Genomic DNA, 23,160 nt, shown 5'->3' with positions numbered 1-23,160 from the left:
GCTAGGACACCTACCTCCCAAGTAAGCAAACTCTGCATCTATTCCTGCAAGCACGTCGTCAAGATTTCCGTAAACCCCTGGCACGCCGAGGACTTCGTCACCATCATGACCAATCTGATATGGTGGCCCCCAATAATTCGGCTCATCAGCTTTTGCACTACCGAACAATAAAAACAAACTCAATGCAAGAATGAATTTCATCGCACGCCCCCTATGGAAAATTAAACTTGAATATTCCACGCGAAAATCTGCAGCCAAATTTTTGACTGCAGAGATTTCTGATTAATTTGCTTAACTGATAGGCGAGCGCTGCCGGAATCTGCGCTCTATTCATGTCAAGTGAGGCCGGTCTTCAACCAGCGATTTCATTCATCTTCGATCCTTGAATTCCTGAATGATTACTTCATCACACTACTATCACTCCATTGCAATCGCAAGCACAACTTGCAGGAACTGAGGTAGCCAATTTGGGGCACTGTTTCTACCGCCGCTCACCTTTTCCGCCGAAACCCCCGATCCCCCGCCATGAACGCTTCCAGCATGTACGGAATCAGCGCAGCCGCATCGACCGTCTCCCCGTAGGTCTGCCCATGCAGTGCGGCATAGCGGTCAAGGTCGGCTTTGAGGCTGGCTGGGCACACGAAAGTTATCTTGGTGCTGTCGGTCCTGGGCAACGGCCCCAGCCGCAGTTTGCGGCGGTTCTGCGGCGCACGGGCGGCAGTGCTGCTACTGCCACTGCCGCGCACTTCGCTCTTCCCACTGTCGTTGGCCTGATTGCTGTCGTTGCCCTGGGTCATTGCGATGCTCCCTGTGGTTTGCCATTGGCGAAGAAGATCGGCTGGTACGGCCGCAGCACCAGATCCCGGTTGACGATGATTCGCACCGGCAGCCCGGGCCGGGCAGTCAAGGTGGATTGCACGTTGAGGTTCCGGCGGGTCAGCTCCTGCCCCACCTGGTTTACGGAGTCCTGCAGCCCGTCCCGGCCGGCGATCACGATGCGGTTGCCGTCCTGGTGGTTCTCGGGCGCGGCCAGTTCGGCTCCCACCCCTAGCAGCGTGGTGAGCGCCGCGCCGGCCAGCAGGCGGTCCCAGTGCCGGTCCACGCCATCCTCCAGGCCCGCGTAGCCGGCCGGATCGGTGCCCACGAGGTTGTCGAGCGTGAGCGAGGACGTGTCGGGCAGGATGATCCGATGCCAGACGACCTGCAGGCGGCTCTGTCCGTAGCTGACCTGGCTGTTGTAGCGGCCGAAGATGCGCGAACCCTGCGGGATGAGCAGGTGCTGGCCCGTGGCGGTGTCGTACACGGGCTCGGTCACGGTGCCGATGACGTCACCGGGCAAGTCCGAGCGGATGCCGGTGACCAGGGCGGCGGGGATCACCGATCCCGCCATGACCTGGTAAGGCGACGCCGGCATCTGGAGCCTTCCGGAATTGTGGGTATCCCGCGTTCCGGATTTCAGGAAAGCCTCTTTCTGGTCCTGCCGGTTCTGCGCAATTGATGGATCCATTGGTTGCGGCGCGGTCGAAGCCGGTCCTGCGGCGAGCGGGTCGAAGGCCGCGAGCGCGGACGCAGGCGACGCCGAAGCGCTCCCGGCAGGTTGCGCCGCGGCGTCCGCAGCCCTCCCCGGACGGTTGTTGCCGGTGCGGAAGAACACCGACGATCCCGCGGCAGCCTCGGCCTCCTTGCGCAGCGCGTCCCGCTCGGCCGCCGCAGCGTCCTGGCCGGGCGGCGAGTAGGTCGCCACCGCGGGTTGCTGCTGCGACTTGAGGATGGCCGGCCCCAGGTCACCAGGCAGCGGCGGCCCCAACTCAGGCACCTTGGGGGCTGCCGGCGGCAGTTGCGAGTAGTCCTTCGGGAGCGCATCCAGGCCATCGGATTTGGCGATGCGATCGACGTTGTAGAGCTCGGGCTGTTCGGTGGCTGCGCGCCGCTGCGGCTGCAGCGACCACATCAGCGCGCCGAGCAAGGCGGCGGACAGGCCGCCGATCAGGACCGCGAGCGTGCGGCGGTTGAGCCGGGTCACGGCGCGCGGCTGGGCGCGCAGCGCGACGGTCTCCGGCGCCACCTTGGCGGGCCGCTGCGCGGCGCCGCTGTTGGGGAGGTCCTGAACCATGTCAGTCCCTCCGCTGGCCATCTGTGCGTTCGATGCGCACCACCTCGCCCTCGCCCGCTTTGCCGTCCGCGCTCTTCCCGCCGCCCAGGCGCAGTTCGGCCGCGCCGAACAGGCGATCGACGACGTAGTATGGAGAGCGGAAGCGGTAGTTCACCAGTTGTGCGCCACCTTCAGGGCCGACGACGAACAGCGGCGGCAGCTCGCCCTGCGCGATGCCGGGCGGGAACTGGATGTACACCTTCTGCCCGTCATCGAATGCACGCAGCGGCTTCCATGGCGGATTGCTGCCGGTGATCGCGTAGCGGAACCGGATCTGCTCCAGCGAGAGGCCGGCATCGACCGGTGCAGCCGCCTGCGCAGCCTGGGCCTGGCGCTGCAGCGCCAGGATGCGGTCCTTCGGATATTCCCAGGAAACGGAAGCCATCCATGCCTGTTCGGTAGAGGTCAGTTCCAGCAGGTAGGTGCGGCGGCTGGTCTTGATGACGAGATTGGTATGCAAGCCCGCGCGGATGGGCTTGACCAGGATGCTCACGCGCTGATCGGCGCCGGCGCCGCTCGTGGTGTCACCCACGATCCAGCGCACCGTGTCGCCCGCGGCCACGGTGACCAATTCCTCACCCGGTTGCAGCGCGATGTCGGTGACGCGCCCTGCGGCCGTGTACACTTGGTACAGGGCACCGTCGGTGTACGGCCACACCTGGATCGCGTTGACGTAGCCGTCGCGTGTCGGTGCGACGCGCGCCTCGGCATTGGCGCGGGAAACGCGCACGGCCTCGTCCGCCGGCTCCGGCGCGGGCTTGGGCTCATCGGCGGCCGGTAGCGGCTTCATCTGCGCCGGCATGGGCAACACCTTGGGAACCTCCACCACTTCGACCGGCTTGGGCGGCTCGGGCAGCGGCTGCGCCTGCACCGGCTCGTCGAGCGGGATGCGCGGCGCGTGCCGACCGTTCGATGCGCAACCGGCCAGGGCGACCATTGCAGCAAGCACGGAAGCGGAAACACGGAAACACGAATTCATGGCTTGGCTCCTTCGGGGGCATCGAGTTCACGGCTCCACGAGAGGCCATTGACGTAGATGCCCAGTGGGTTCTTGCGCAGCCGCTGTTCGGTGCGCGGGGGCTGCAGGACGATGGAGATGACGGCGGTCCAGCGCTCGGTGCCGGCCAGCGCGCCGTTGGCGAAGCGCTGTTCGGTCCAGCGCACGTTGAAGGACGACTCGCTGGCGCGGACCACGCTGGTGATCTGCACGGTCACCGACTCCTTGCCGACACGCGCGAACGGATCGTTGGAGCGGGCGAAGTCGTTGAGCACGCCGGCCCCCTTGTCCGTGGTGTAGTTGTAGGCATCAAGCCAGTTTTGCCGCACCACGACCGGATCGACCGACAGCGAGCGCACGCGGGTGATGAACTGCGCGAGGTGGAAGGCGATCTGCGCGTCGGTGGGCTGGTACGGGGTAACTGCCTTGCCCACGGCGCGCACGTGCTCCTTGTCCACTTCGACGACGTAGGGTGTGACGAGCGACTGCGTGGAATGCCAGATGCGGTCGCCGGCCAGCGCGAGCGCCAGCCCGAGGCATCCGAAGGCCATCAGCCGCCAATTCTTCGCCTGCACCCGGGCCGAGCCGATGCGCTCGTCCCAGGCCTGGGCCGCGGCTTGATAGGGCGTAGCGGGCTGCGGCGTGTCGCCATAGCGCACCCGTGGTCGTTTGAATCGCATGGGGTTCTCCTTGATGGTCAGATGTGTCACTCGTCGGGATCGCGCAGGCTCGGGCCCTGCGAGGAGCCGCCGCCGTCACCGCCGCGCAGGGCGTTGGCGGCCGTACCGGCCGCGTGGCCGAGTTGCTGACGGCGGTGCAGCCGCTTCGCCCATGCGGGTTGCGCCGAATTGGCGCCCCACCCTGCTCCCGAGTCGCCACCGGCCGCCTCACCGGGCGGCCTGCTCGTGCCAGCGGTGCCACCGCTGGCGCCGGCATCGAAGGCGGCAGTCATTCGCTGCTCGAAGGCCCGGAATCCAGCCGCGGCTTTGTTGCCTGCCGCGCGCATGCCTGCCCTCGCAACTTGCCCGAGGCCGGCGGCTACGCCCTGCGGACCAACGCCAGCAGCGGCGGAGCCAGCCCGGAAGGCAGAAGACGCGCGGCCGGCCGCCGAGGCCGCTGCGCTGGCCCCCCGATCAAGCGCGCGGGCGGCGGCCGGCGCCATGCGCGCCCCGGCCGCGGCGGCACTGCCCACGCCGGTGGCTGCAGCGCCGACGGCGACAGCAGTGCCGGCCGCACCCACCGCCGCGCCGGCCATCGCACCCGCTCCCAGTTGCGGCGCGCCGGACACCAGCCCGGTAGCGATGCCCGGGCCGAAGATGCCCAGTGCCAGCAGCGTGAGCGAGGCGAGCATGATGACCAGGGCGTGGTCGATCGAGGGTTCGTCGGGATGCACCTGGAACTCGGCGAACAGCCCCGTACCGATGCCCACGATCACCGCCAGCACCAGTACCTTGACGCCGGAAGACACGACGTTGCCGAGGACTTTTTCGGCGAGGAACGCGGTCTTGTTCCACAGCGCAAACGGCACCAGCACGAAGCCGGCGAGCGTGGTGAGCTTGAACTCCACCAGCGTGACGAACAGCTGCACCGCCAGCACGAAGAAGCACAGGATGACGGTGAGCCAGGCCAGGAACATCACGACCACGGGTGTGATGTTGATGAAGACGTCCGGGAATCCAGCCATCTCGCTGACCTGCTCCAAGATGGGCGCCGCCGCATCGATGCCGACCTTCGCCAGCCTGCCCGGCTGCAGGAAGTTCTCCATGCCCATGTCCGTCCCGCTGGCCGTAAGGCCCAGGCCGGCGAACGAGCGGAACACGATTCCCGCCAGCTGGTTGAAGTTACCCAGGATGTAGGCGAAGGCTCCGACATAGAGCACCTTGCGGATCAGCTTGGCCATCACGTCCTCGCCTTGCCCCGAGGCATGCCCCAGCGCCCACCACAGGCCAGCAAGCGTCATGTCGATCGCGACCAGCGTGGCCGTGAGGTACCCCACCTCGCCCTGTAGCAGGCCGAAGCCCGAATCGATGTAGCGCGAGAAGGTGTCGAGGAAGCGGTCGATGATCGTGACGTCATTCATGGCAAGGCCACGTCGGTGGTTCGAAGGTCGCGGGCAGCGGCGGAATCTCGGCCAGCGTGCGGTACTCGCCCGCATCGCTACGGCCGGACAGCAGCCGCTGCAGGTCGGCGCGCTCTACGCGCTCGCACAGCTCGTCGCTGGGACGCCCTGGCGGCGAGCCGTGCATGCAGCGCGTCCGCAAGGTGTCGAGCAGTTCGGCGTCGCCGGCCAGCGCGTCCACCGAAGGCAGTTGCGGCACGCCGCAGCCGGAGAGCGCGGCGCCGAGCAGACAAAGCGCGGAAAGCACAGGTATGCGTGACATTGCGCGGCCTCCCATCAGCGGCTGTAGAAGTCCACCGGCTGCGGGGTGTAGGCCGTACCGCTGCCGAGGAAGCGGCGCGTGATCTCGCGCCCACGCTCCGCCGCGGCGGACTGCCGTGCCAGCTCCAGCGATGCCGCGCGGTCCTGCGTGATCTGCAGTTGCTGCGCCTGGATGGACTGCTTGGCCTGCAGGGCCAGCAATTGGTTGGTCGCCTGCATGGCCTGCAGCGCACCGGTGGCCGACTGGCTCTGGCTGATCAGGTCGGCCAGTGCGCTTTCGTCGTCACGCAGGTTCTGCGACACCTGTGCCTGCATGCGCATGGCGGTGTGCAGGCCGTCCAGGGTGTTCTTCCAGTGCTCGCGTGCATCGCGGTACATCTGGTCGCCGCTGACCGTGGCGGCGTATTGCTGCGGGTAGAGCCGCGCGAACTCGCGGTCCATGTTCTGCACGTCGTAGGCCAGGCCCTGGGCCTCGGCGATCAGGCGCTCGGTGGTGGCGAGCGTGGAACGCAGGCGGTTGACGATGTTGAAGTCCAGCTTCGCGAGATTGCGCGCCTGGTTGATGAGCATCTGCGCCTCGTTCTGCAACTGGCGGATCTGGTTGTTGATCTGCTCCAGCGTGCGGACGGCGGTGAGCGTGTTCTGCACCAGGTTGGTCGGGTCCAGCACGATGTCGCCGACGCCGAACAGCGCGTGCGCGGGTTGCGCGACGCCGAGGGCGAAGATGCAGGCGGCCGTGAGGGCCGCGATCTTGGGGGCATGGGTTTTCATGGATGCGTCTCCTATGGACAGGTGGAGGTGTGGGCAGCGCCCGGTGCGGCGCCCGGGTACTCGCGCAGCAGGTCGGCCGCCCAATCGAGGCGGCGATGGCGCAGCCAGGCGCCCGCGAACCCGGGCGTGCCGTGCCCGGCGAGGACGCGGTCGATGTCGCGTTGGTCCTGAGGCGTGGACGCGCCCGCGAAGGCCAGCGCGACCGGCCCCAGGTCGAGATCGAACAGCCGGTTGCCCAGGCGCGACTGGTAGTAGTAGTCGCGCTTGGGAGTCGCGTTGGCGACGATCTCGATCTGCCGCGCGTTGAGGCCGAAGCCCTGGTAGATACCGCGGATCTGCGGCTCGGTGGCCTGCGGGTTGGGCAGGAAGATGCGGCTGGCGCAGCTTTCGATGATCGCGGGCGCGATGCTCGAATCCTGGATGTCGGCCAGCGACTGCGTGGCGAACACGACGCTGACGTTCTTTTTCCTTAACGTCTTGAGCCACTGGCGGATGCGCGCGGCGAAGGCCGGCTCGTCGAGGAACAGCCACGCCTCGTCCAGGACCAGCAGCGTCGGCGCGCCGTCAAAGCGCTCGTCGAAGCATGCGAACAGGTAGCGCAGCACCGCCTGCACCGCCGCCGGGCTGTGCATCAGCTCCTCCATCTCGAAGCACTGCACGTCGGCAGTGCCCAAACGGTCGCGGTCGGCATCCAGCAGGTGGCCGTGCGCGCCGCCCAGCACGTAGGGTGCGATCGCCTGCCGCAGCGCTTTGGACTGCAGCAGCACCGACAGGCCCGTCATCGTGCGCTGCTCCACTGGGGCACCGGCCAAGCTGCCCAGGGCGGACCAGATCGCGGCCTTCTCTTCGGGGCCGATGACCGCACCCTCGTGCAGCAGCCGGCCCTCGATCCACTCTGCCGCCCAGGCGCGATAGCCTTCCTGGTCGATCCGCGCCAACGGTTGGAAGGCGACGCCACCGCCCGGGCGGTCCGCAGCCTCCGCCCCGAGCTCGTAGTGCTCGCCGCCCAGGCCCAGCACCGTGGCGCGCATGGAGCGCCCCATGTCGAACACGAAGATGCGCGAGCCACGGTAGCGGCGGAACTGCATCGCCAGCGTGGCGAGCAACACCGATTTGCCCATGCCGGTCGGGCCAGCGACCAGCGTGTGCCCCACGTCGCCGATGTGCGTCACCAGCCGGAACGGCGTGGCGCCATCGGTGCGCGTGACGATCAGCGGCGGGCCGTCGAGATGGTCGTTCTTCTCCGGCCCGGCCCACACGGCCGAGACCGGCATCATGTGCGCCAGATTCAGCGTCGAGACGATGGGCTGGCGCACGTTGGCGTAGGCATTGCCCGGGATGGACGACAGCCACGCATCCACGGCATTGAGCGTTTCCGGGATCGTGACGAAGCCCCGCGCCTGGATGGCGCGCTCCACCATGCGCTGCTTCTCGTCGGCCACGTCCGGATCGGCATCCATTACCGTCACCGTGGCGGTGAAGTAGCCGTAGGAGACCTGGTCGCTTCCCAGTTCCTGCATGGCCGCGTCGGCGTCCGCCGCCTTGTTGCTGGCATCCGTATCGACCAGCGGCGTCTGCTCCTGGAAGATCGTTTCGCGCAGCAATGCGACGACGCTCTTGCGCTTACTGAACCATTGCCGGCGCAGCCGCCGCAGTTCCTTCTCGGCCTCGGCCTTGTCCATGCAGAGATAGCGCGTGGACCAGCGGTAGGCGAACCCGAGCCGGTTGAGGTCGTCCAGCACGCCGGGCCAGGTGGTCGAAGGGAAGCCGCGCACGGACACCACGCGCAGGTGCCGGTCGCACAGCATCGGCGCCAAGCCGCCGACCAGCGGGGAATCGGCCAGCAGCGCATCCAGATGGAACGGCACCTCTGGCACCGCCACCCCATGGCGCCGCTTCGAGACGGTGGCATGCAGGTAGGCCAGCGTGGCCGCATCGTCCAGCCACGCGATCTCAGGCATCACCCCATCGAGCAAATCGAAGACGCGATCGGTCTCTGCCACGAAGGCCTGCAGCCGCTCGCGCCAGTCCACGCCATCGCTGTCGTGGTGCTCGTAGAGCAGCCTGGCCGCCCGTGCGCGCGACTCTTCCGCTGGTAGATAGACGAGCGTCAAGTGATAGCTGCTTTCGAAGTGGCTGCCCGATTCCTCGAACGCGGCGCGGCGCTCTTCGTCCACCAGCCACGACAGCGGCTCCGGAAAGTCGGAGCGGGGATAGTCCGCCGCTGGCCGGCGATCGGCCTCGATGAACAGCGCCCAGCCCGATCCCAAACGGCGCAGCGCGTTGTTCAAGCGCGCTGACGTGGCGATCAACTCGCCCTGCGTCGCACTGTCCAGGTCGGGTCCGCGAAACCGGGCTGTCCGTTGGAATGCGCCATCCTTGTTCAACACGACACCCGGCGCCACCAGCCCCGCCCAGGGCAGCCAGTCGGCGAGCAGCGCGGGGCGCTGGCGGTATTCGGCAAGGTTCAGCATGCCGGCCCCCTAGACGTCCAGCAGCGGCGGGTGCTTGATGTGGCGCGCGAACACCTGCATGAACTGCGGGTCCAGCCTCGCGCCCCACACCGCCAGGGAATGACCGGCGATCCACAGCAGCAGCCCGGGAAGCCAGAGCTGCAGCCCCATGCCGACCGCGGCGGCCAGCGTGCCGTTCGCGATGGCGACGGCGCGCGGCGCGCCGCCCAGCAGGACCGGCTCGGTCAGGGAGCGGTGCAGCGGCACCTCGAAGCCCGGCAAGGCGTCCTGCTCCATGCCGGGCGCTGCGTCATGGGCCGTCATACGACGGCCCCGCCGGAGAAGCTGAAGAAGGACAGGAAGAACGACGACGCGGCGAACGCGATGGACAGGCCGAAGACGATCTGGATCAGCTTGCGGAACCCGCCCGAGGTATCGCCGAACGCGAGTGCCAGGCCCGTCGAAATGATGATGATGACGGCGACGATGCGCGCCACCGGCCCCTGAATGGATTCCAGGATGGATTGCAACGGCCCCTCCCACGGCATCGACGAGCCGGCGGCCTGGGCCGCGCCCGCCAGCCCCAGCAGCAGGACCGCGAGCGCCAGGCCACGCACTGCTGGCACGGTGAGGTGGTCCGGTCGCGTCGGACGGGAACGCGGATGTACGGAATTACGGAAGGCAGGAAGATGCGCCTGCGTCATGGCAGTTCTCCAAAGGGTTCAGTGGACAGGGAAGGTTCCAGCGGCAGTTCCGGAAACGGGGTTTCCAGGGCGTCCGCCAGGTGGTAGCCCGCGCCGTCGAAGCCGACGACGCGGGCGATGCTTTCGACGCGGCGCTTGCGGCCGCGTCCGGAGATGTGGATAACGAAGTTCACCGCCTCTGCGATCAGGGCGCGTGGGGCGTTCAACGCCACTTCGAGGATGAGTTGTTCCAGGCGCAGCAGCGCTCCGTGCGCGGAACCGGCATGGATCGTGGCGATGCCGCCCGGATGCCCTGTGCCCCACACCTTGACGAGGTCCAGCGCTTCGCCGCCGCGCACCTCGCCGACCACCACGCGATCGGGCCGCAGGCGCATCGCGGAGCGCACCAGGTCCGTCATCGAGACCACGCCAGCCCGCGTGCGCAACGCCACTTGGTCGCGTGCAAGGCACTGCAGTTCCACGGTGTCTTCGAGCACCAACACCCGGTCGCCCGTGGCAGCGACTTCCGCCAGCAGCGCGTTGGCCAGCGTGGTCTTGCCGGTGCTGGTGCCGCCGGCGATCAGGATGTTCTGCCGGTCGCGCACAGCACGGCGCAGGAACTCCGCCTGCTCCGCGCCCAGGATGCCATCGGCCACATAGCGCTCCAGGCCGATGACGTGCGCGGCGTGCTTGCGCAGCGCGAAAACCGGTGCCGGCGATGCTGGCGGCAACACGCCCTCGAAGCGCTCGCCCGTCTCCGGCAGTTCGGCGCTCAGCAGCGGCCGGTCGCGATGCACCTCCGCGCCGACGTGCGTTGCCACGAGGCGGATGATGCGTTCCCCGTCGGCCTCGGACAGTTCGACCCCCAACGGCACGCGGCCGCGGGACAGCCTGTCCACCCAGAGAGAGCGGTCGGGGTTGAGCATCACCTCCACCACATCCGCATCGGCCAGCGCGGCGCCGATCACGGGCCCCATGGCGGTACGCAGCATGCGTACGCGGCGATCGAGCGTGGTTGCCGTCGAAATACCAGCCGCGGGCATCACGACACGCGCTCCTTCACCTCGGCGGCTGCCACCGCGTCCTCCATGCGCGCGGCGTCGGGCTGCATTTCTCCCACGACGTCCCGCACCAGGCTGCGGCCACGCAGAAGATGGCGGGCCAGTTGCTCCACGAACTGCTCGAATCGGGCCTTGCCCTGCGCCCGCGCCGCCTCCTGATGGGCTTCGGGCAGCGGCGTGCTGACGGTCAGGAAGTAGCGCACGTACAGCGCCAACGTCTCGATCAGGATGGCCTGGTCGCGCTCCAGGCGCTCCAACTGCCGCGACAGGCGGTCCAGGCGCTTGGCGATGGCGGCTTCGCGCTGCTCGCCCGCATCCGTTGAAAGCCAGGACGCCAGTGCCGCCGCGACGATGGAGGACTTGGAGACCCCCTTCTTGGCCGCCAACTCATCGAGGCGCTTGGCGTGTTCGGGTTGGATGAAAAGATTGAGTCGATGCTGGGTCATAGGTCGATTCCGTCGTCGGGGTCGAGTGAGGCGAGCCGGGCCGTGCGCTGCATGGCCGGATCGAGCTGGCCGGGGAGCGGCAGCGGTGGGTCGTCGTCGTCGAGTAGCGAAAGGTCGTTCGCAGCCGCATCCAGTTCGGGGGCGTAGGCCACCGTTTCGGCGAGCTCGGGCTGCCGGCGCGGGCCACCGTCATCCGCGCACGCCAAGCCGTGCAGGGAATCGGTGGTGGGTGCCGGGGGCGTGGGGGGAATCGCCAGTTCGCTCCAGTCGTCCGGGCGGGCTGGCGGCGCATCGGCATAGCGGCCCATGGCCAGAACCGGCGGCGGCAGCACACGCTGCCGGAAGTTGGCATCCGCGTAGTAGCGCAGCTTCTTCGCCTTGATGGGCGGGCTGCTGCCGACCATGACCACCGCCTCGTCGGGCGGAAGCTGCATCACCTCGCCGGGCGTGAGCAGCGGCCGTGCGGTTTCCTGGCGAGACACCATCAGGTGACCGAGCCAGGGTGCAAGCCGATGGCCTGCGTAGTTGCGCTGCGCGCGCAGCTCGGTGGCGGTGCCCAGGGTTTCGGAGATGCGCTTGGCCGTGCGCTCGTCGTTCGTGGAGAACGTCACCCGCACATGGCAGTTGTCCAGGATGGAGTGGTTCTGCCCGTACGCCTTGTCGATCTGGTTGAGCGACTGGGCGATGAGGAAGCTGCGGATGCCGTAGCCGGCCATGAAGGCGAGCGCGGTCTCGAAGAAGTCCAGGCGCCCCAGCGCCGGAAACTCGTCGAGCATCAGCAGCAGCTTGTGCCGGCGCTCGATGCCATCGGAGCCATCCAGCGATTCCGTCAGCCGCCGTCCGATCTGGTTGAGGATCAGCCGGATGAGCGGCTTCGTACGCGAGATGTCCGAGGGCGGAACCACCAAGTACAGCGACACGGGGTGCTCTGCCGCGATCAGGTCCGCTATGCGCCAGTCGCAGCGCGACGTCACTTCGGCCACGGTCGGGTCGCGGTACAGGCCAAGGAACGACATGGCCGTGCTCAGCACGCCGGAGCGCTCGTTGTCCGACTTGTTCAGCACTTCGCGTGCGGCGGAAGCGACGACCGGATGCGGGCCATCGCCGAGATGCGGCGTGGTCATCATCCGGTGCAAAGTCAGCTCGAACGGGCTGGCCGGGTCGGACAGGAAGTTGGCGACACCACGAAGCGTCTTGTCCTCGCCCGCATAGAGCACGTGCAGGATGGCGCCGACCAGCAGCGCATGGCTGGTCTTCTCCCAGTGATTGCGGCGCTCCAGCGCACCTTCCGGATCGACCAGGATGTCCGCGATGTTCTGCACGTCCCGCACTTCGTGCGCGCCGCGGCGAACCTCCAGCAGCGGGTTGTAAGCCGCAGAAGCGGCGTCCGTAGGGTTGAACAGCAGACAGTGGCTGAAGCGACTGCGCCAGCCCGCGGTGATCTGCCAGTTCTCGCCCTTGATGTCGTGGATCACGGCGGACGCCGGCCAGGACAGCAGTGTCGGCACGACCATGCCGACACCCTTGCCGCTGCGCGTGGGGGCAAAGGTCAGGACGTGTTCCGGTCCCTCATGGCGCAGGTATTGGCGGTCATGCTGGCCGAGGAACACGCCGGCCGGCTGCGTGAGGCCGGCTTTGCGGATGTCCTCCGCATTCGCCCAGCGTGCTGATCCATATGTCGTGACCAGGCGCGACTGGCGGGAGCGCCAGACCGACATGGCGATAGCGACCACCACGGCCAGCAACCCACTGCCGCCGGCGATGGCGCCTCCTACGTCGAAGACGCCGGGGGCATAGGCGTCGTAGAAGAACCACCAATCGAAAAGGCGCCAGGGGTGGTACACCGGCGTGCCGTAGAGATCGAACCAGGGCGCGCCCAGGCGCACCTGATAGCCCAGGGCCGCGGCAGTCCATTGCGTCGCGCCCCAGACCCCGGCAACCACCATGCCGAGGACCACCGCGACCTGCCCGAACAGTACCCCTTGACCCTGCATTCCTGCCTCCACTTCTCCTGCAACACACGGCACGAGCGCGTGCCGGATGGCGAGGATCGGTGTGAGGTCCAGGGACCGTCAAAGACTGTTCTGGCGACGATTCATGCGTAAAAAATCAGACTTCCAGCAGTGGCGAAAGCCATGAAAAAGCCGCAGGCCCGAGGGCACTGCGGCGTAGTGGAATTCAAATGCGAAGCAGCGTGCTTCGCGCGCCAGATATCCCGGCGCTATGGCGACTTCTGTTCCGGTCGATCTCCGAGGAAGCGGCGATTGAACGCCTGTGCCGCCTTCTCGCATAGCGCGTCCGAGACCTTCTCCCGCTCTTCGCGGCACTGCCGGCGCACTTCCTTCAAGCGCCCAGGATTGGCCACCAGTGAATCGACCGTCTCGGCGGGTTGCGACGGTCCGCAGCCGGCCAGCAGCATCGCAAGCAAAGGGATTGCAACGGGTGTCTTGTGCATCAAGTGTTCTCCACAAATTGGTGCTGGCGCGGCAGCGCCAGAGACTTCCTGTTGGTGCAACGCTCCGCAGCCCACATGGGGACAAGCGAAGCGCGCACATCGTAACGTCGCACTGTCTCGATGTGCACACCGGTTCGTGCGCTCCAAGAATGGCGGATTTTCAGTTTGAGACACAAGTCAATTCGAAAGTGCGCGCAAGGGTTCCGCGCCAACGCAACGCGTTACCGCGTGCCTTTCCCAGCGAATGGACCGCGCCGTCAGGCAGCGCAGGCCTCGTCGCGAATCCCTAGACTCGACGTACCGCTCAACAGCAGGCGCCTTGCATCCACTACCGCAGCACTGCCCTCGGCCGTCAGCCCGCCGGCGTCATCCACCAGCCGCACCTGAAGCAGCCGAAGCTGCGCGGCGCACCACGACTTCAGGTTGTGCTGCTGGACCTGATCGAACTCCGCGTAGATGTATTCCACCGGCAGGCCTCCCGCGCCCCTGTACCGCGCGTCCAGTGCGGACAGCACACGGCCAGCAAGGGGATCCAGCCGCTCTGACAACTGTGCCAGCATCCAGGCGCATTCCTGCATCCGCAGGTCGATAGCAAGCACGGTCTCGGCCATGCACTCCAACTGCTGGACGGTATCCCGATAGCTGCCGGCAAAGACGGGGCAGCGCACATCCGGGTGGTCGCACACGCTGCGGGCCAGATCGCCCAGCCCACGCAGCAATGCGGCATCGATCACCCCACCCAGCACCTGCCACGACTGCGTCAGGTACAGCGGCACGGTTCCGTTCGCGATCCAGTACAAGGTGGGGTTTTCCGCGGCCTCGCTGAAATTCGCGGAGTCGAAGCCCAGCCCCCACGCCACCTGAGATGCGCTGGCCAATCCATGCCAGCCGTATTCCAGCATGCCACCCGCCCAAGTTGCCGAGGCGCGGACCTTGTTCGTCACCAGGCCGTGTAGCGGACCGCGGGGCAACCGATCCGCAACCCTGGCAAGCTGCGCCGCGGTGACGCCCAATGCTCGTAAGCGCGCGATGGCGACCGCATGCGCGCTGCCGTCCAATGCACAGCGCACCGCCGCCAGCGCTCGCGTCAGGTGCAGCACATGCCCGCGCGCCACCGGGTCCTTGAAGCTGCCGGGCTTGGCAAGCGGCGCTAAGGCCGCGCCCAGCGCGTCATGTACGTTGGAATGGGAATGCATGGTCGTGTCTCTCCTCCCGGGTGCCACGCATGCGGGTACCCGGTCTCTCGGGGCGCGAGTCCGCCCCTGCCCTCGCGGGCATGCAATTGATGAAAAATAGAATCCGCGCTGCATACCAGTTGGGGTATGCAGGCCGGGCCCCGCCCATCTGGGGGTCAGAGTGCAGCGATCAGCTCATTGGCATCGAGAGCACTCCACAGGGGATTGGCCTCGTTGCACAAACTCTCCATCTGCTGACGAGCCAGTGGAGCTGGGCCGTCCGCCTACCTCACTGCGGATTGATGCCCGCAGCCCGCGCAACCGCACCCCACTTCGAGATCTCGTCACCGAGAAAGCGGTCGAACTCTTCCGGTGACGACGGTAACGCGGTGAGGCCCGCGGTAGCAAAGCGCTTCTGAACGGCAGGATCATCCAGCACCTCGCGCAACGTAGCGTTCAGTTGCTTCACGACTTCGGGCGGGGTGTGTGCGGGCGCCGCCAGCCCAATCCAACTGGAAAGGTCGTAATCCTTGATACCCTGCTCGGCGATGGTTGGAATATCCGGCGCCAGCGATGTCCGGCGCGCCGTCGTAACACCCAACGCTGTCACACGCCCTGCTCTTGCCGCTTGTAGGCTATTGAGAACATCAGCGATCACGAAGTCGTTTGTCCCGCCCATCAGGTCTGTCACGGCCAAGTTGTTGCCCTTGTATCCCACCGCCGTCGCGGTGAAGGCCGCCAGCGATACGAACCGCGCAGCTTTCAATTGGCTGCTTCCCGACCCATAGCCATACGAGAGCTTGCCCGGGTGCGCTTTGCCATAGGCGACCAGTTCCTGCACATTTCGAACCGGCAGCGACTTGCTGGAGACCAGCAGGAACGGCAATTCCGCGATCAGGGAAATCGGCGCAAAGTCTTTACGCGGGTCGTATGGCAGCGCCTTCATCAATGCCAGATTGCTTGCTCCATTGGTGACCCCAACCAAGAGCAAGGTGTGGCCGTCAGGTGCGGCCCGGACCACGGCCAATGTGCCGACCACGGCGTTGCCGCCGGGCTGGTTGTCCACGACGACAGGCTGCTTGAGCCGGTTGCCCATGGACTCTGCCAACGTTCTCGCCACAACATCGGAAGTGCTTCCTGCCGGCATCGGCACAACTAGGCGGATCGGCTTGTCGGGGAAGGCTGCAGCCAGGAGCGGAACGGCGATGAGCGATGCGATGATGGTCCTTTTCATAGTTTCCTCCCGAGGTCGATCGCTTCTCCAGCGCGCCAGCACGAGATGCGATCAGGTTGTTCCAATACGCTCAACTGGCATGTGCGAGGGTCAACGCGCCGCGGTTGCTCGCCTGGCAACCATTGAGAAGCGGGCTCCAGCAAAGCGGAGAATTCGCAGAAGCAGTTGGTGATCGAATGCTATGCCGGCTGATGGAATGTGACGATTGCTTAATTCGCCATGGGGGATGCATCCTTCGCAATCGGGCCGCGATCGCCTATGCATTTGAGTAAACATTTATGGCCGCTATAAAGCCGAATTTGTCTGTTGGCGTGTGGACACCAATCCCGCCTTCCGATCTTCTACAGCCTGCTCCTTGAGCGCACTGATAAAAGGCGCGACGTAAGGCCTAGCTACTCCAAGCGAAGAGCGCACGACCGAAGGGGCCAAACATATGTCCTCAGTAATCGGCACAGCGCGCAGATGGTGGTACTCCTGTGCCTGCACCGTGAATTCATCCAGCAATGCCACCCCGACACCGGCCGCGACTAGCGAGTAACCGACGTCCATTTGCCAGATATGGGTGCAAACGTTCAGTGATAGCCCCCGCTTCTCAAGCGCGGCTTCGATCAAATGCCCGCCAGGATTGCTGGGGTGTGGAGCTATGACAGGGACATTGGTGAGCTCCCCCAGGCTGATGTGCTCATGCGAGGCGAGAGGGTGATCCAGCGGCATTACGCAAACGATACGCCCTGTAGTCAGCTGCTCGACTTCCAAATTGACATGCTGCAAAGGGAGCACGGCGATCGCTAGGTCCGCCTGATTGCTCAGGAGGACGCGAGGCATGTCAGCGAGTGTGCACACCCGCAGTTGCACTTGCACTTTGGGGTGGCGGGCAAGAAAGCGTGCAACGGCTTTCGCGGCCAGTCCGCGAGAAAGGCAAGAACTGGAGCAGATGTTCAGAGAGCCTGCAGATCCATTGCGAAGGTTTGTTGCCAGATCGTTGACCTGAAGCGCATGCAAGTAGCACGACTCAACTTCGTCGATCAGAGCCTTGGCCTCCTCTGTAGGGCACAAGCGCCCACCAACCCGATCGAACAGCGGGTACCCAAGACGTTGCTCCGTATGGGCAATTCCTCGGCTCACAGCAGGCTGGGACATGGACAGGAACTTCGCGGCCCCTTTCACTGATCCGGCCTGCATGACCGCCCGGAACAACTCCATCTGCCGCAAGCTAAACCGCATGTGTGGCCCCTCCTATGTTGATTGCAACACTCAACAACGGGGCTGCACGACCTCTCGACATCGCATCGAATTTCATGCGATGCATAACGATTAACGATCTGAAACAAAACAAATCGGTGGTGGCATGTTCGACTCAGCCATGCCCGCACTAAGATCGCGCCCGTTCTGGCACAAGGTGGCATGGCGTTACGTCGATGCCTCAACAAATGACTCGCCGCGTCACCATTAAAACGGCCCTGGGAGAGGCCCTGCAATTTCGACAATTGCGGGGCGAGGAAACACTTTCTTCGCTTTATTCCTTCGAGATCGATCTACTCTCCGAGGAACGCGACATCGACCCCAAAGCACTTTTGGGCAAGTCCGCAACCGTCGAGATCGAGACCGAAGGCGGCGGCAAGCGCTACCTGGACGGCTTGGTCACGCGCTTCGGCATGCAGGGGCAGGACCATCGCCTCTATTCGTACCACCTGCGCCTGCAGCCCTGGCTGTGGGTGGCCACGCGGCGGCAGGACTTCCGCATCTTCCAGTTCAAGACCGTCCCGCAGATCGTGCAGGAGGTGCTGGGCCGCTATGGCTACCCCATGCAGCTCAAGCTCACGCGCGCCTACCGCGCCTGGGACTACTGCGTGCAGTACGGCGAAAGCGACTTCGACTTCGTCTCGCGCCTCTTGGAGCATGAAGGCGCGTACTACTACTTCCAGCACGCGAGCGGCCAGCACACCCTGGTGATCGCCGATGACATCGTGGCAGGCCACGAGCCGCTGCCGGGCGCGGCCGTGATCCCGTTCTACCCACCCGAGAAGTCGGCCGTGGCTGACCGCGAGAACATCCACGCCTGGACATTGGGCGAGGAGATCAAGCCCGGGCGGTACTACAACGACGACTACGATTTCAAGAAGCCCCGGTCGGACCTCTCCAACATGCGCCAGCAGCCGCCGGGCCATGCGCACGATGCGTACGAGATCTACGAATGGCCGGGCGGCTACGTGCAGCATGGCGACGGCGAGCAATACGCCCGCGTGCGCCTGCAGGAAGGGCTGACCGGGCACAGCACCGTCCGGGGCGAATCGCGTCACCGCAGCCTCGCGACAGGCTACACCTTCACGCTGGAGAACTACCCGCGCGGCGACCAGAACCGGCAGTACCTCATCACCGGCGTCACCTACCACCTGCACGAGAACCCGCGCAGCTCATCGTTCAACAGCGCCAAGCCGGGCGAATCGCTCAAGCACAACGAAGAGCAGGGCTCGTTCCAGAAGTTCAGCCTCACGGCCCAGCCCACGAGCCTGCCGTACACCCCCGCCAGAAAAACCCCGAAGCCGCGCACGACAGGCCCGCAGACCGCCGTGGTGGTCGGCCCGGCCGGAGAAGAAATCTGGACGGACGAATACGGCCGCATCAAGGTGCAGTTCCACTGGGACCGGCTGGGGGCGATGGACGAGAACTCCAGTTGCTGGATGCGGGTGGCGACCAGCTGGGCGGGCTCGGGCTTCGGGGCAATCTCGATCCCGCGCATCGGGCACGAAGTGGTGGTCGATTTCCTGAACGGAGACCCCGACTATCCCCTGGTCGTGGGCAGCGTCTATAACGCCGCGAACATGCCGCCCTGGGCCTTGCCGGGCAATGCGACGCAGTCGGGCATCAAGACCAAGTCCAGCAAGGGTGGCGCCTTCGGCGACGGGATGAAGAACGGCGCGGGCGATGCGAACGCGATCCGCTTCGAGGACAAAAAGGGCGCGGAGCAGCTGTGGCTGCATGCGCAGAAGGACCAGCTCACGGAAGTCGAGAACGACGAGGACAAGTGGGTGGGCCAGGACCGGCGCAAGACGATCGACCGGGACGAGACGAACACCATCCACCGGGACCGCACGGAGACGGTGGACCGCAACGAGAAGATCACGGTGCATGGCTGGCGCACCGAGGAAGTGGATGGCGACGAGACCATCACCATCCACTCCAACCGCACGGAGCGGGTGGACCACAACGAGACGATCTCGATCGGCGACAACCGGGACGAGACGGTCGGCATCAACGAAGACATCCGCATCGGCCGGAACCGCACCAAGACCATCGGACGCAACGAGACCGATTCCATCTCGAAAAACTGGACCACCACGGTCGGCCTGCTGAAGACCGAGACCATCGGCGTGGGCTGCATCCAGACCACGGGCGTCTTCAAGATGGCCAACGTCGGCGTGGCCTACAACCTCAACGTGGGCATCACGATGATGACCAACGTGGGCATGAACCGCAGCGACACCATCGGGATGGAGCACACCCACACGGCGGGCAAGAAATACGCGCTCACCGTGGGTGGGGGCGGTGGAGGCGCGGCGGCCGGCGCGGTCTCCAAGAACATCACCGCCCCCTCCGGCGGCTCTGGAGGAAAAGGCGGCTCCAGCCTGGTCATGGACGAAACCAGCATCACCCTCAAGGTGGGCAAGTCCGTGCTGGAGATGAAGGACGACGGCACGGTCAGCGTCAACGGCAAGCTCATCCAGATCACGGCCGATGGCGACAACGTGGTGATCCAGGGCGAAGACATCCATCTGAACTGATTCGCCCTGGACTGGCATGGACGTCGAAAACCACAGCCCGTTCCCGCACATGGTCATCGAGAAAGCGACCACCAAAGGTCGCTTTTTCGATGTCGTCATCGTCGCGGGCAGCTTCACCCTCGCCCACGGGCAGCCTGTGCTCGCCATGGACGAGCAGATGCCGATCCAGTGCGTGGATCGCTATGTGGGTGCGCCCGAAAGCACGCCGTTTCTGGAGGAAACCCACCTCGTCGTCGGCAAGCAGCGCACGGACGTGCATGTGCTCGGCCACGCCCGGCCCCTGGACGGCAAGCCCGCGACGCACTGGCCCATCGGCGTGCGCGTCGGCCCGCTCACCAAGACCGCGCAGGTCACCGGCCTGCGGGCGTGGCACTGGACGCCGCTGCGCGGCTGGCACCTGACAAAGCCCGAACCCACGACCGCCGTGCCCCTGCACGCAGGGATGGCGTACGGCGGCGCGGTGCGCCGTGCCCGGTATCGCGGGCCGGCCACCGACGACATCCATGATGCCCAGGCCTTCGACACCTACCAGCCCAATCCGGTGGGACGGGGATATGTGGGCGATGCCGATCTGGACCGGGCCCAGTTCTATCTGGCCCCGCAGATCGAGGATGTGCAAAAGCCGCTGCGCGACATCCGCGAGCGGCTCGCGCCCGTCTGCTTTGGCCCGGTGCCCCGGTGGAACCCGCAGCGCGCCCGCCATGCCGGCACCTACGACGACGCATGGCGGGCGGAGCACTTCCCGTACCTGCCGCCGGATTTCGATTTCGCGTTCTACCAATCCGCGCAGCCCGACCTGATCGCGAACGGCTGGCTGAAAGGCGACGAGCCCATCACGCTGATCGGCTGCGATGCCACCGGGCGCATCGACACGCAGTTGCCGGACATCCAGCTACTGGCGCTGCTCACGGACAACCACGGGCTGACGCAACCCGTGCAACTGCGGCTGGACACCGTGACCATCGACCTCGACGCGCAGTGCGTGCAGCTGGTTTGGCGGCGGGCCGTGCCCAAGGAATGGGGGCTGCGCAAGGTGGTGTTGGCGGCTATCCCCGCCGGGCCGGCGCAGCGCGGCGCTGAGCAGCCGATCCACATCCATCGCGGCCATTCCCCTGCGGAGATGGCGAATGGCTAAAAAGCATATCGCCTGCGCGGAGGCCGTGTGGCGGGCCATCTGCACCGCGCCTGACGTCTGCAAGGTGGGCAACACGCCCGTGCCGTTCGACAGCTTCCGCGATCTGTCGAACCAGTTGCGGACGTCGCCGAATGTCTATGCACGCGGAAAGCCTGTGTACCGGCTCACGGACTGGGTGCGCGGTACCGACGCGAATGCCGGCAAGGGAGTTGTATCGCAGACCTCCCAGCAGCCAGGGCATGTCCGGCTGATCGGCGACAACACGAGCGTGAAGGTGAACGGGCTGGTCTGCGCGCGGCACGACACCGTGGTGCAGATGAACGTGGGGCCTGGTGGGCCCAACACGGTGGGCAAGCTCGTCACGGAGCAAGGGGAGCCCGCCGGGACCGTCAAAAACGGCAAGCTGCCCTGCAATGACCCGCCCAAGACCTCCGAAAGGCTGCAGAAGCTGGAGAAGCTCAAGCAGGAACTGAGCTTCATGGATCCGGACCAGCTCGACAAGATCGTGCAGTTCGATGAGCTGAACAAGATGGCGGACAGCGGCATCGCCTCGATCAAGGTCAAGGACGAAGGCGGCTGGTCCACGGCAGGCAACTACGGCACCCAGGCCTTGCGCGGCGTGCTGGGCTTCGTGAAGGACCTCGGGGTGGGCATCGGGGAGCTTGCCTACACCGTGGGCAAAAAAGTCAACATCGCGGGCGCGATCCACAGCAACCTGGATGCAGCGATCCTGGCGGAGAACATCGTCCTGGGCAATGTGTGCTTGGCGTCGGTGAAGGACGCAGCGGTGGCCGCGGGCAACGAAATAATCAAGCCCGTGGTTGACCCATGGAAAAAGGGCGACTACGTCGAGTCCGTGACGCGTGGTGGCCTGGAGGTCGGGACTGCCGTCTTTGCGATTGGCGACGTTGCAAAGGCTGCCCAAGGCGCCAGGGCAGCGGAAGCAGCGAACGCGGCCGGGAAGGCTTCGGAGGCGGCCAAGGCTGCAGAGGCGGCGAAGGCAGCGGAAGCGGCTGAAGCAGCCAGGGCCGCGGAGGCAGCGAAGGCGGCTGAGGCCGCGGAGACTGCCGATGCAGCGAAGGGCAATGGTGTCAAGGTCAAGAAACTCACGAACCACGAAAAAGGTGCGATCGGCGAGCGTACTGCACATGAACGCATGCTGGAGAGAGATTTCGAGCCAATTGGAAAGACAGATGGGGTTTATGAGCCAGGAAAGACAGGAATCGATGGTGTATACAAAAACCCAAATCCACCACCAGATTACGTTGTCACAGAAGTTAAATATGGATCTTCCAATTTGAGCAAAGGATTGGCGGATGGAACCAATCAAATGAGTGATGAGTGGATCGCCAAGAGGCTTGAAGAGAAGGTAGGCCGCGCAGAAGCCACCAAGATACTTGACTCCATGGACGCGGGTACAATGGAAAGATGGGTCATCCAAGTCAATGAGGATGGCGGATCTGTCGCGAAGAAGGTAAATTCCGCCGGCAATATTATTCGCGGCAAAAAAGGGCAAGTGATTGGTTTTCCATGATTTCTAAGGAAGATATGCGAGATCAAAACAAAGACCAGGCTTATTTCAATCAATGGATTGATTTTACCCAGGAATCCATAACAAAGAATTTTGGTGCCGTCGAAAATTTCCCTCGCATCGAGGGTCGATCATCCAAAGCCAGTAGGATTTGCAAGGATGCCTTTGAGCTATGCGTGATGCGTTATGGCAGAGGCGACGCCATTGGAGATTTGCGAAAATCCGTATGGCAATGGGTAGAAGCGAGAGAGCTAGCAGTTAGAATGTTCTCCCAACTCCCGCCAGATCTAAAGGACGTACGCCTTATGTATGAGAAGTTAACCCTGGATGGAGTTTACAACGGGTTAACAATGATGGCGTTTGCAAAGGCCTTGAAGTTTGATCAAGAAGAAATGAAACGCCTGATCAATGCGGTGGGACATTCGGGTCAGGATGCGCTGATCGATGAAGCGGCATCCGCTCTTGTTGAAAAGAAAAGGATTGCGGCTGACGCCTGCATGTACCCGAAAGTTTATGAATCACTATTGGACGTATGGCGCAGCCCCCCCTCAGAGCAACCAGCTAAATTGCTCGCTTTTTCAAAAGTTTGGAAGAAAAAGATCAAGCCGATCTATTGGTCCGAGAATTTGAGTGGCGCAGAAGGCGCTTATTTCGGATACTGGTGTTTCGACATCGCGCTTGCAGCTATTGCCCTGGAAATACCGGACGAGCCTCTGCGCGGCAACGCTTACTATCCCGGAGACTTGGTAGATGCCGCTCGATCAAAATAGTTTCGGAAAAATATAATGCCGGCAACGTGAAACTAAGGAATAAGATATTCCAAAGAAATACATCATTCGAGGTTACATGTGGCACCCAGAGACATCAATAAAAATGCGTCCTACTTTGATGAGTTGACCAAGTTT

The 23,160-nt window shown here is 64.8% G+C and carries 21 protein-coding genes; 4 read left to right on the top strand and 17 right to left on the bottom strand.

What is annotated here, in order from left to right; genetic code table 11:
• Nucleotides 1-491 precede the first annotated feature (491 nt).
• From SLW56_RS08510 to SLW56_RS08430, 17 genes are all read right to left on the bottom strand, one after another.
• A complete protein-coding gene (locus SLW56_RS08510; protein WP_320694726.1) occupies nt 492-746 on the bottom strand; it encodes a DUF2274 domain-containing protein in 255 nt (84 codons plus the stop codon).
• A gap of 47 nt (nt 747-793) precedes the next feature.
• Nucleotides 794-2,113, bottom strand: a complete 1,320-nt coding sequence (locus SLW56_RS08505; RefSeq protein ID WP_320694677.1) for a TrbI/VirB10 family protein — start codon at nt 2,111-2,113, stop codon at nt 794-796.
• A 1-nt stretch (nt 2,114) separates the two neighbouring features.
• Nucleotides 2,115-3,131, bottom strand: coding sequence for a P-type conjugative transfer protein TrbG (trbG, locus tag SLW56_RS08500; protein WP_320694676.1), 1,017 nt, complete (start codon nt 3,129-3,131; stop codon nt 2,115-2,117).
• On the bottom strand, nt 3,128-3,829 hold the full coding sequence (gene trbF / locus SLW56_RS08495; protein ID WP_320694675.1) for a conjugal transfer protein TrbF: 702 nt from the start codon (nt 3,827-3,829) through the stop codon (nt 3,128-3,130). Before trbF ends, trbG begins: the two co-directional genes overlap by 4 nt.
• A gap of 26 nt (nt 3,830-3,855) precedes the next feature.
• The gene (gene trbL / locus SLW56_RS08490) at nt 3,856-5,229 is read right to left on the bottom strand and encodes a P-type conjugative transfer protein TrbL (RefSeq protein WP_320694674.1); all 1,374 of its coding nucleotides are present in this window, start codon (nt 5,227-5,229) and stop codon (nt 3,856-3,858) included.
• Entirely contained in the window at nt 5,222-5,530 is a 309-nt protein-coding gene (locus SLW56_RS08485; protein ID WP_320694673.1) for a hypothetical protein, read from the bottom strand. The genes trbL and SLW56_RS08485 overlap by 8 nt, the downstream gene beginning before the upstream one ends.
• 14 nt (nt 5,531-5,544) lie before the next feature.
• The gene (trbJ, locus tag SLW56_RS08480; RefSeq protein ID WP_320694672.1) at nt 5,545-6,300 is read right to left on the bottom strand and encodes a P-type conjugative transfer protein TrbJ; all 756 of its coding nucleotides are present in this window, start codon (nt 6,298-6,300) and stop codon (nt 5,545-5,547) included.
• A gap of 11 nt (nt 6,301-6,311) precedes the next feature.
• On the bottom strand, nt 6,312-8,774 hold the full coding sequence (gene trbE / locus SLW56_RS08475; protein ID WP_320694671.1) for a conjugal transfer protein TrbE: 2,463 nt from the start codon (nt 8,772-8,774) through the stop codon (nt 6,312-6,314).
• Between the two features lie 9 nt (nt 8,775-8,783).
• Nucleotides 8,784-9,050 (bottom strand): VirB3 family type IV secretion system protein, encoded by a 267-nt coding sequence (locus SLW56_RS08470; RefSeq protein WP_320694670.1) that lies wholly within the window; start codon nt 9,048-9,050, stop codon nt 8,784-8,786.
• 23 nt (nt 9,051-9,073) lie between these two features.
• Nucleotides 9,074-9,457: a TrbC/VirB2 family protein gene (locus tag SLW56_RS08465; RefSeq protein ID WP_320694669.1), complete on the bottom strand. Its 384-nt coding sequence runs from the start codon at nt 9,455-9,457 to the stop codon at nt 9,074-9,076.
• Nucleotides 9,454-10,479, bottom strand: coding sequence for a P-type conjugative transfer ATPase TrbB (trbB, locus tag SLW56_RS08460; protein WP_320694725.1), 1,026 nt, complete (start codon nt 10,477-10,479; stop codon nt 9,454-9,456). Before trbB ends, SLW56_RS08465 begins: the two co-directional genes overlap by 4 nt.
• The gene (locus SLW56_RS08455; RefSeq protein ID WP_320694668.1) at nt 10,479-10,943 is read right to left on the bottom strand and encodes a CopG family transcriptional regulator; all 465 of its coding nucleotides are present in this window, start codon (nt 10,941-10,943) and stop codon (nt 10,479-10,481) included. Before SLW56_RS08455 ends, trbB begins: the two co-directional genes overlap by 1 nt.
• Nucleotides 10,940-12,937: a conjugal transfer protein TraG gene (locus SLW56_RS08450; RefSeq protein WP_320694667.1), complete on the bottom strand. Its 1,998-nt coding sequence runs from the start codon at nt 12,935-12,937 to the stop codon at nt 10,940-10,942. The genes SLW56_RS08455 and SLW56_RS08450 overlap by 4 nt, the downstream gene beginning before the upstream one ends.
• Before the next feature lie 227 nt (nt 12,938-13,164).
• Nucleotides 13,165-13,398, bottom strand: coding sequence for an EexN family lipoprotein (locus SLW56_RS08445; protein ID WP_320694666.1), 234 nt, complete (start codon nt 13,396-13,398; stop codon nt 13,165-13,167).
• Between the two features lie 257 nt (nt 13,399-13,655).
• Nucleotides 13,656-14,594, bottom strand: a complete 939-nt coding sequence (locus SLW56_RS08440; protein WP_320694665.1) for a hypothetical protein — start codon at nt 14,592-14,594, stop codon at nt 13,656-13,658.
• Nucleotides 14,595-14,862: 268 nt separating this feature from the next.
• Complete coding sequence (locus SLW56_RS08435; RefSeq protein ID WP_320694664.1) at nt 14,863-15,807, bottom strand: tripartite tricarboxylate transporter substrate binding protein; 945 nt, start codon at nt 15,805-15,807, stop codon at nt 14,863-14,865.
• A gap of 285 nt (nt 15,808-16,092) precedes the next feature.
• Entirely contained in the window at nt 16,093-17,031 is a 939-nt protein-coding gene (locus SLW56_RS08430; RefSeq protein WP_320694663.1) for a LysR family transcriptional regulator, read from the bottom strand.
• A gap of 206 nt (nt 17,032-17,237) precedes the next feature.
• Here SLW56_RS08430 and tssI point away from each other — a divergent pair, with 206 nt between their 5' ends.
• From tssI to SLW56_RS08410, 4 genes are read left to right on the top strand one after another with little or no spacing between them, the layout of a single operon-like run.
• Nucleotides 17,238-19,589 carry a type VI secretion system tip protein TssI/VgrG gene (gene tssI / locus SLW56_RS08425; RefSeq protein ID WP_320694662.1) on the top strand — a complete coding sequence of 784 codons (2,352 nt, stop codon included), beginning with the start codon at nt 17,238-17,240 and terminating at the stop codon, nt 19,587-19,589.
• A gap of 16 nt (nt 19,590-19,605) precedes the next feature.
• Nucleotides 19,606-20,724 (top strand): DUF2169 domain-containing protein, encoded by a 1,119-nt coding sequence (locus tag SLW56_RS08420; protein WP_320694661.1) that lies wholly within the window; start codon nt 19,606-19,608, stop codon nt 20,722-20,724.
• Nucleotides 20,717-22,258 (top strand): PAAR-like domain-containing protein, encoded by a 1,542-nt coding sequence (locus tag SLW56_RS08415; protein ID WP_320694660.1) that lies wholly within the window; start codon nt 20,717-20,719, stop codon nt 22,256-22,258. The genes SLW56_RS08420 and SLW56_RS08415 overlap by 8 nt, the downstream gene beginning before the upstream one ends.
• A complete protein-coding gene (locus SLW56_RS08410; protein WP_320694659.1) occupies nt 22,255-23,025 on the top strand; it encodes a PoNe immunity protein domain-containing protein in 771 nt (256 codons plus the stop codon). The genes SLW56_RS08415 and SLW56_RS08410 overlap by 4 nt, the downstream gene beginning before the upstream one ends.
• The last annotated feature ends 135 nt before the right edge of the window (nt 23,026-23,160 follow it).

This window comes from Xanthomonas sp. LF07-6 (genome assembly GCF_034105445.1).
Taxonomy (GTDB): Bacteria; Pseudomonadota; Gammaproteobacteria; order Xanthomonadales; family Xanthomonadaceae; genus Xanthomonas_A; species Xanthomonas_A sontii.
This window is presented reverse-complemented; position numbering and strand designations above follow the sequence as displayed.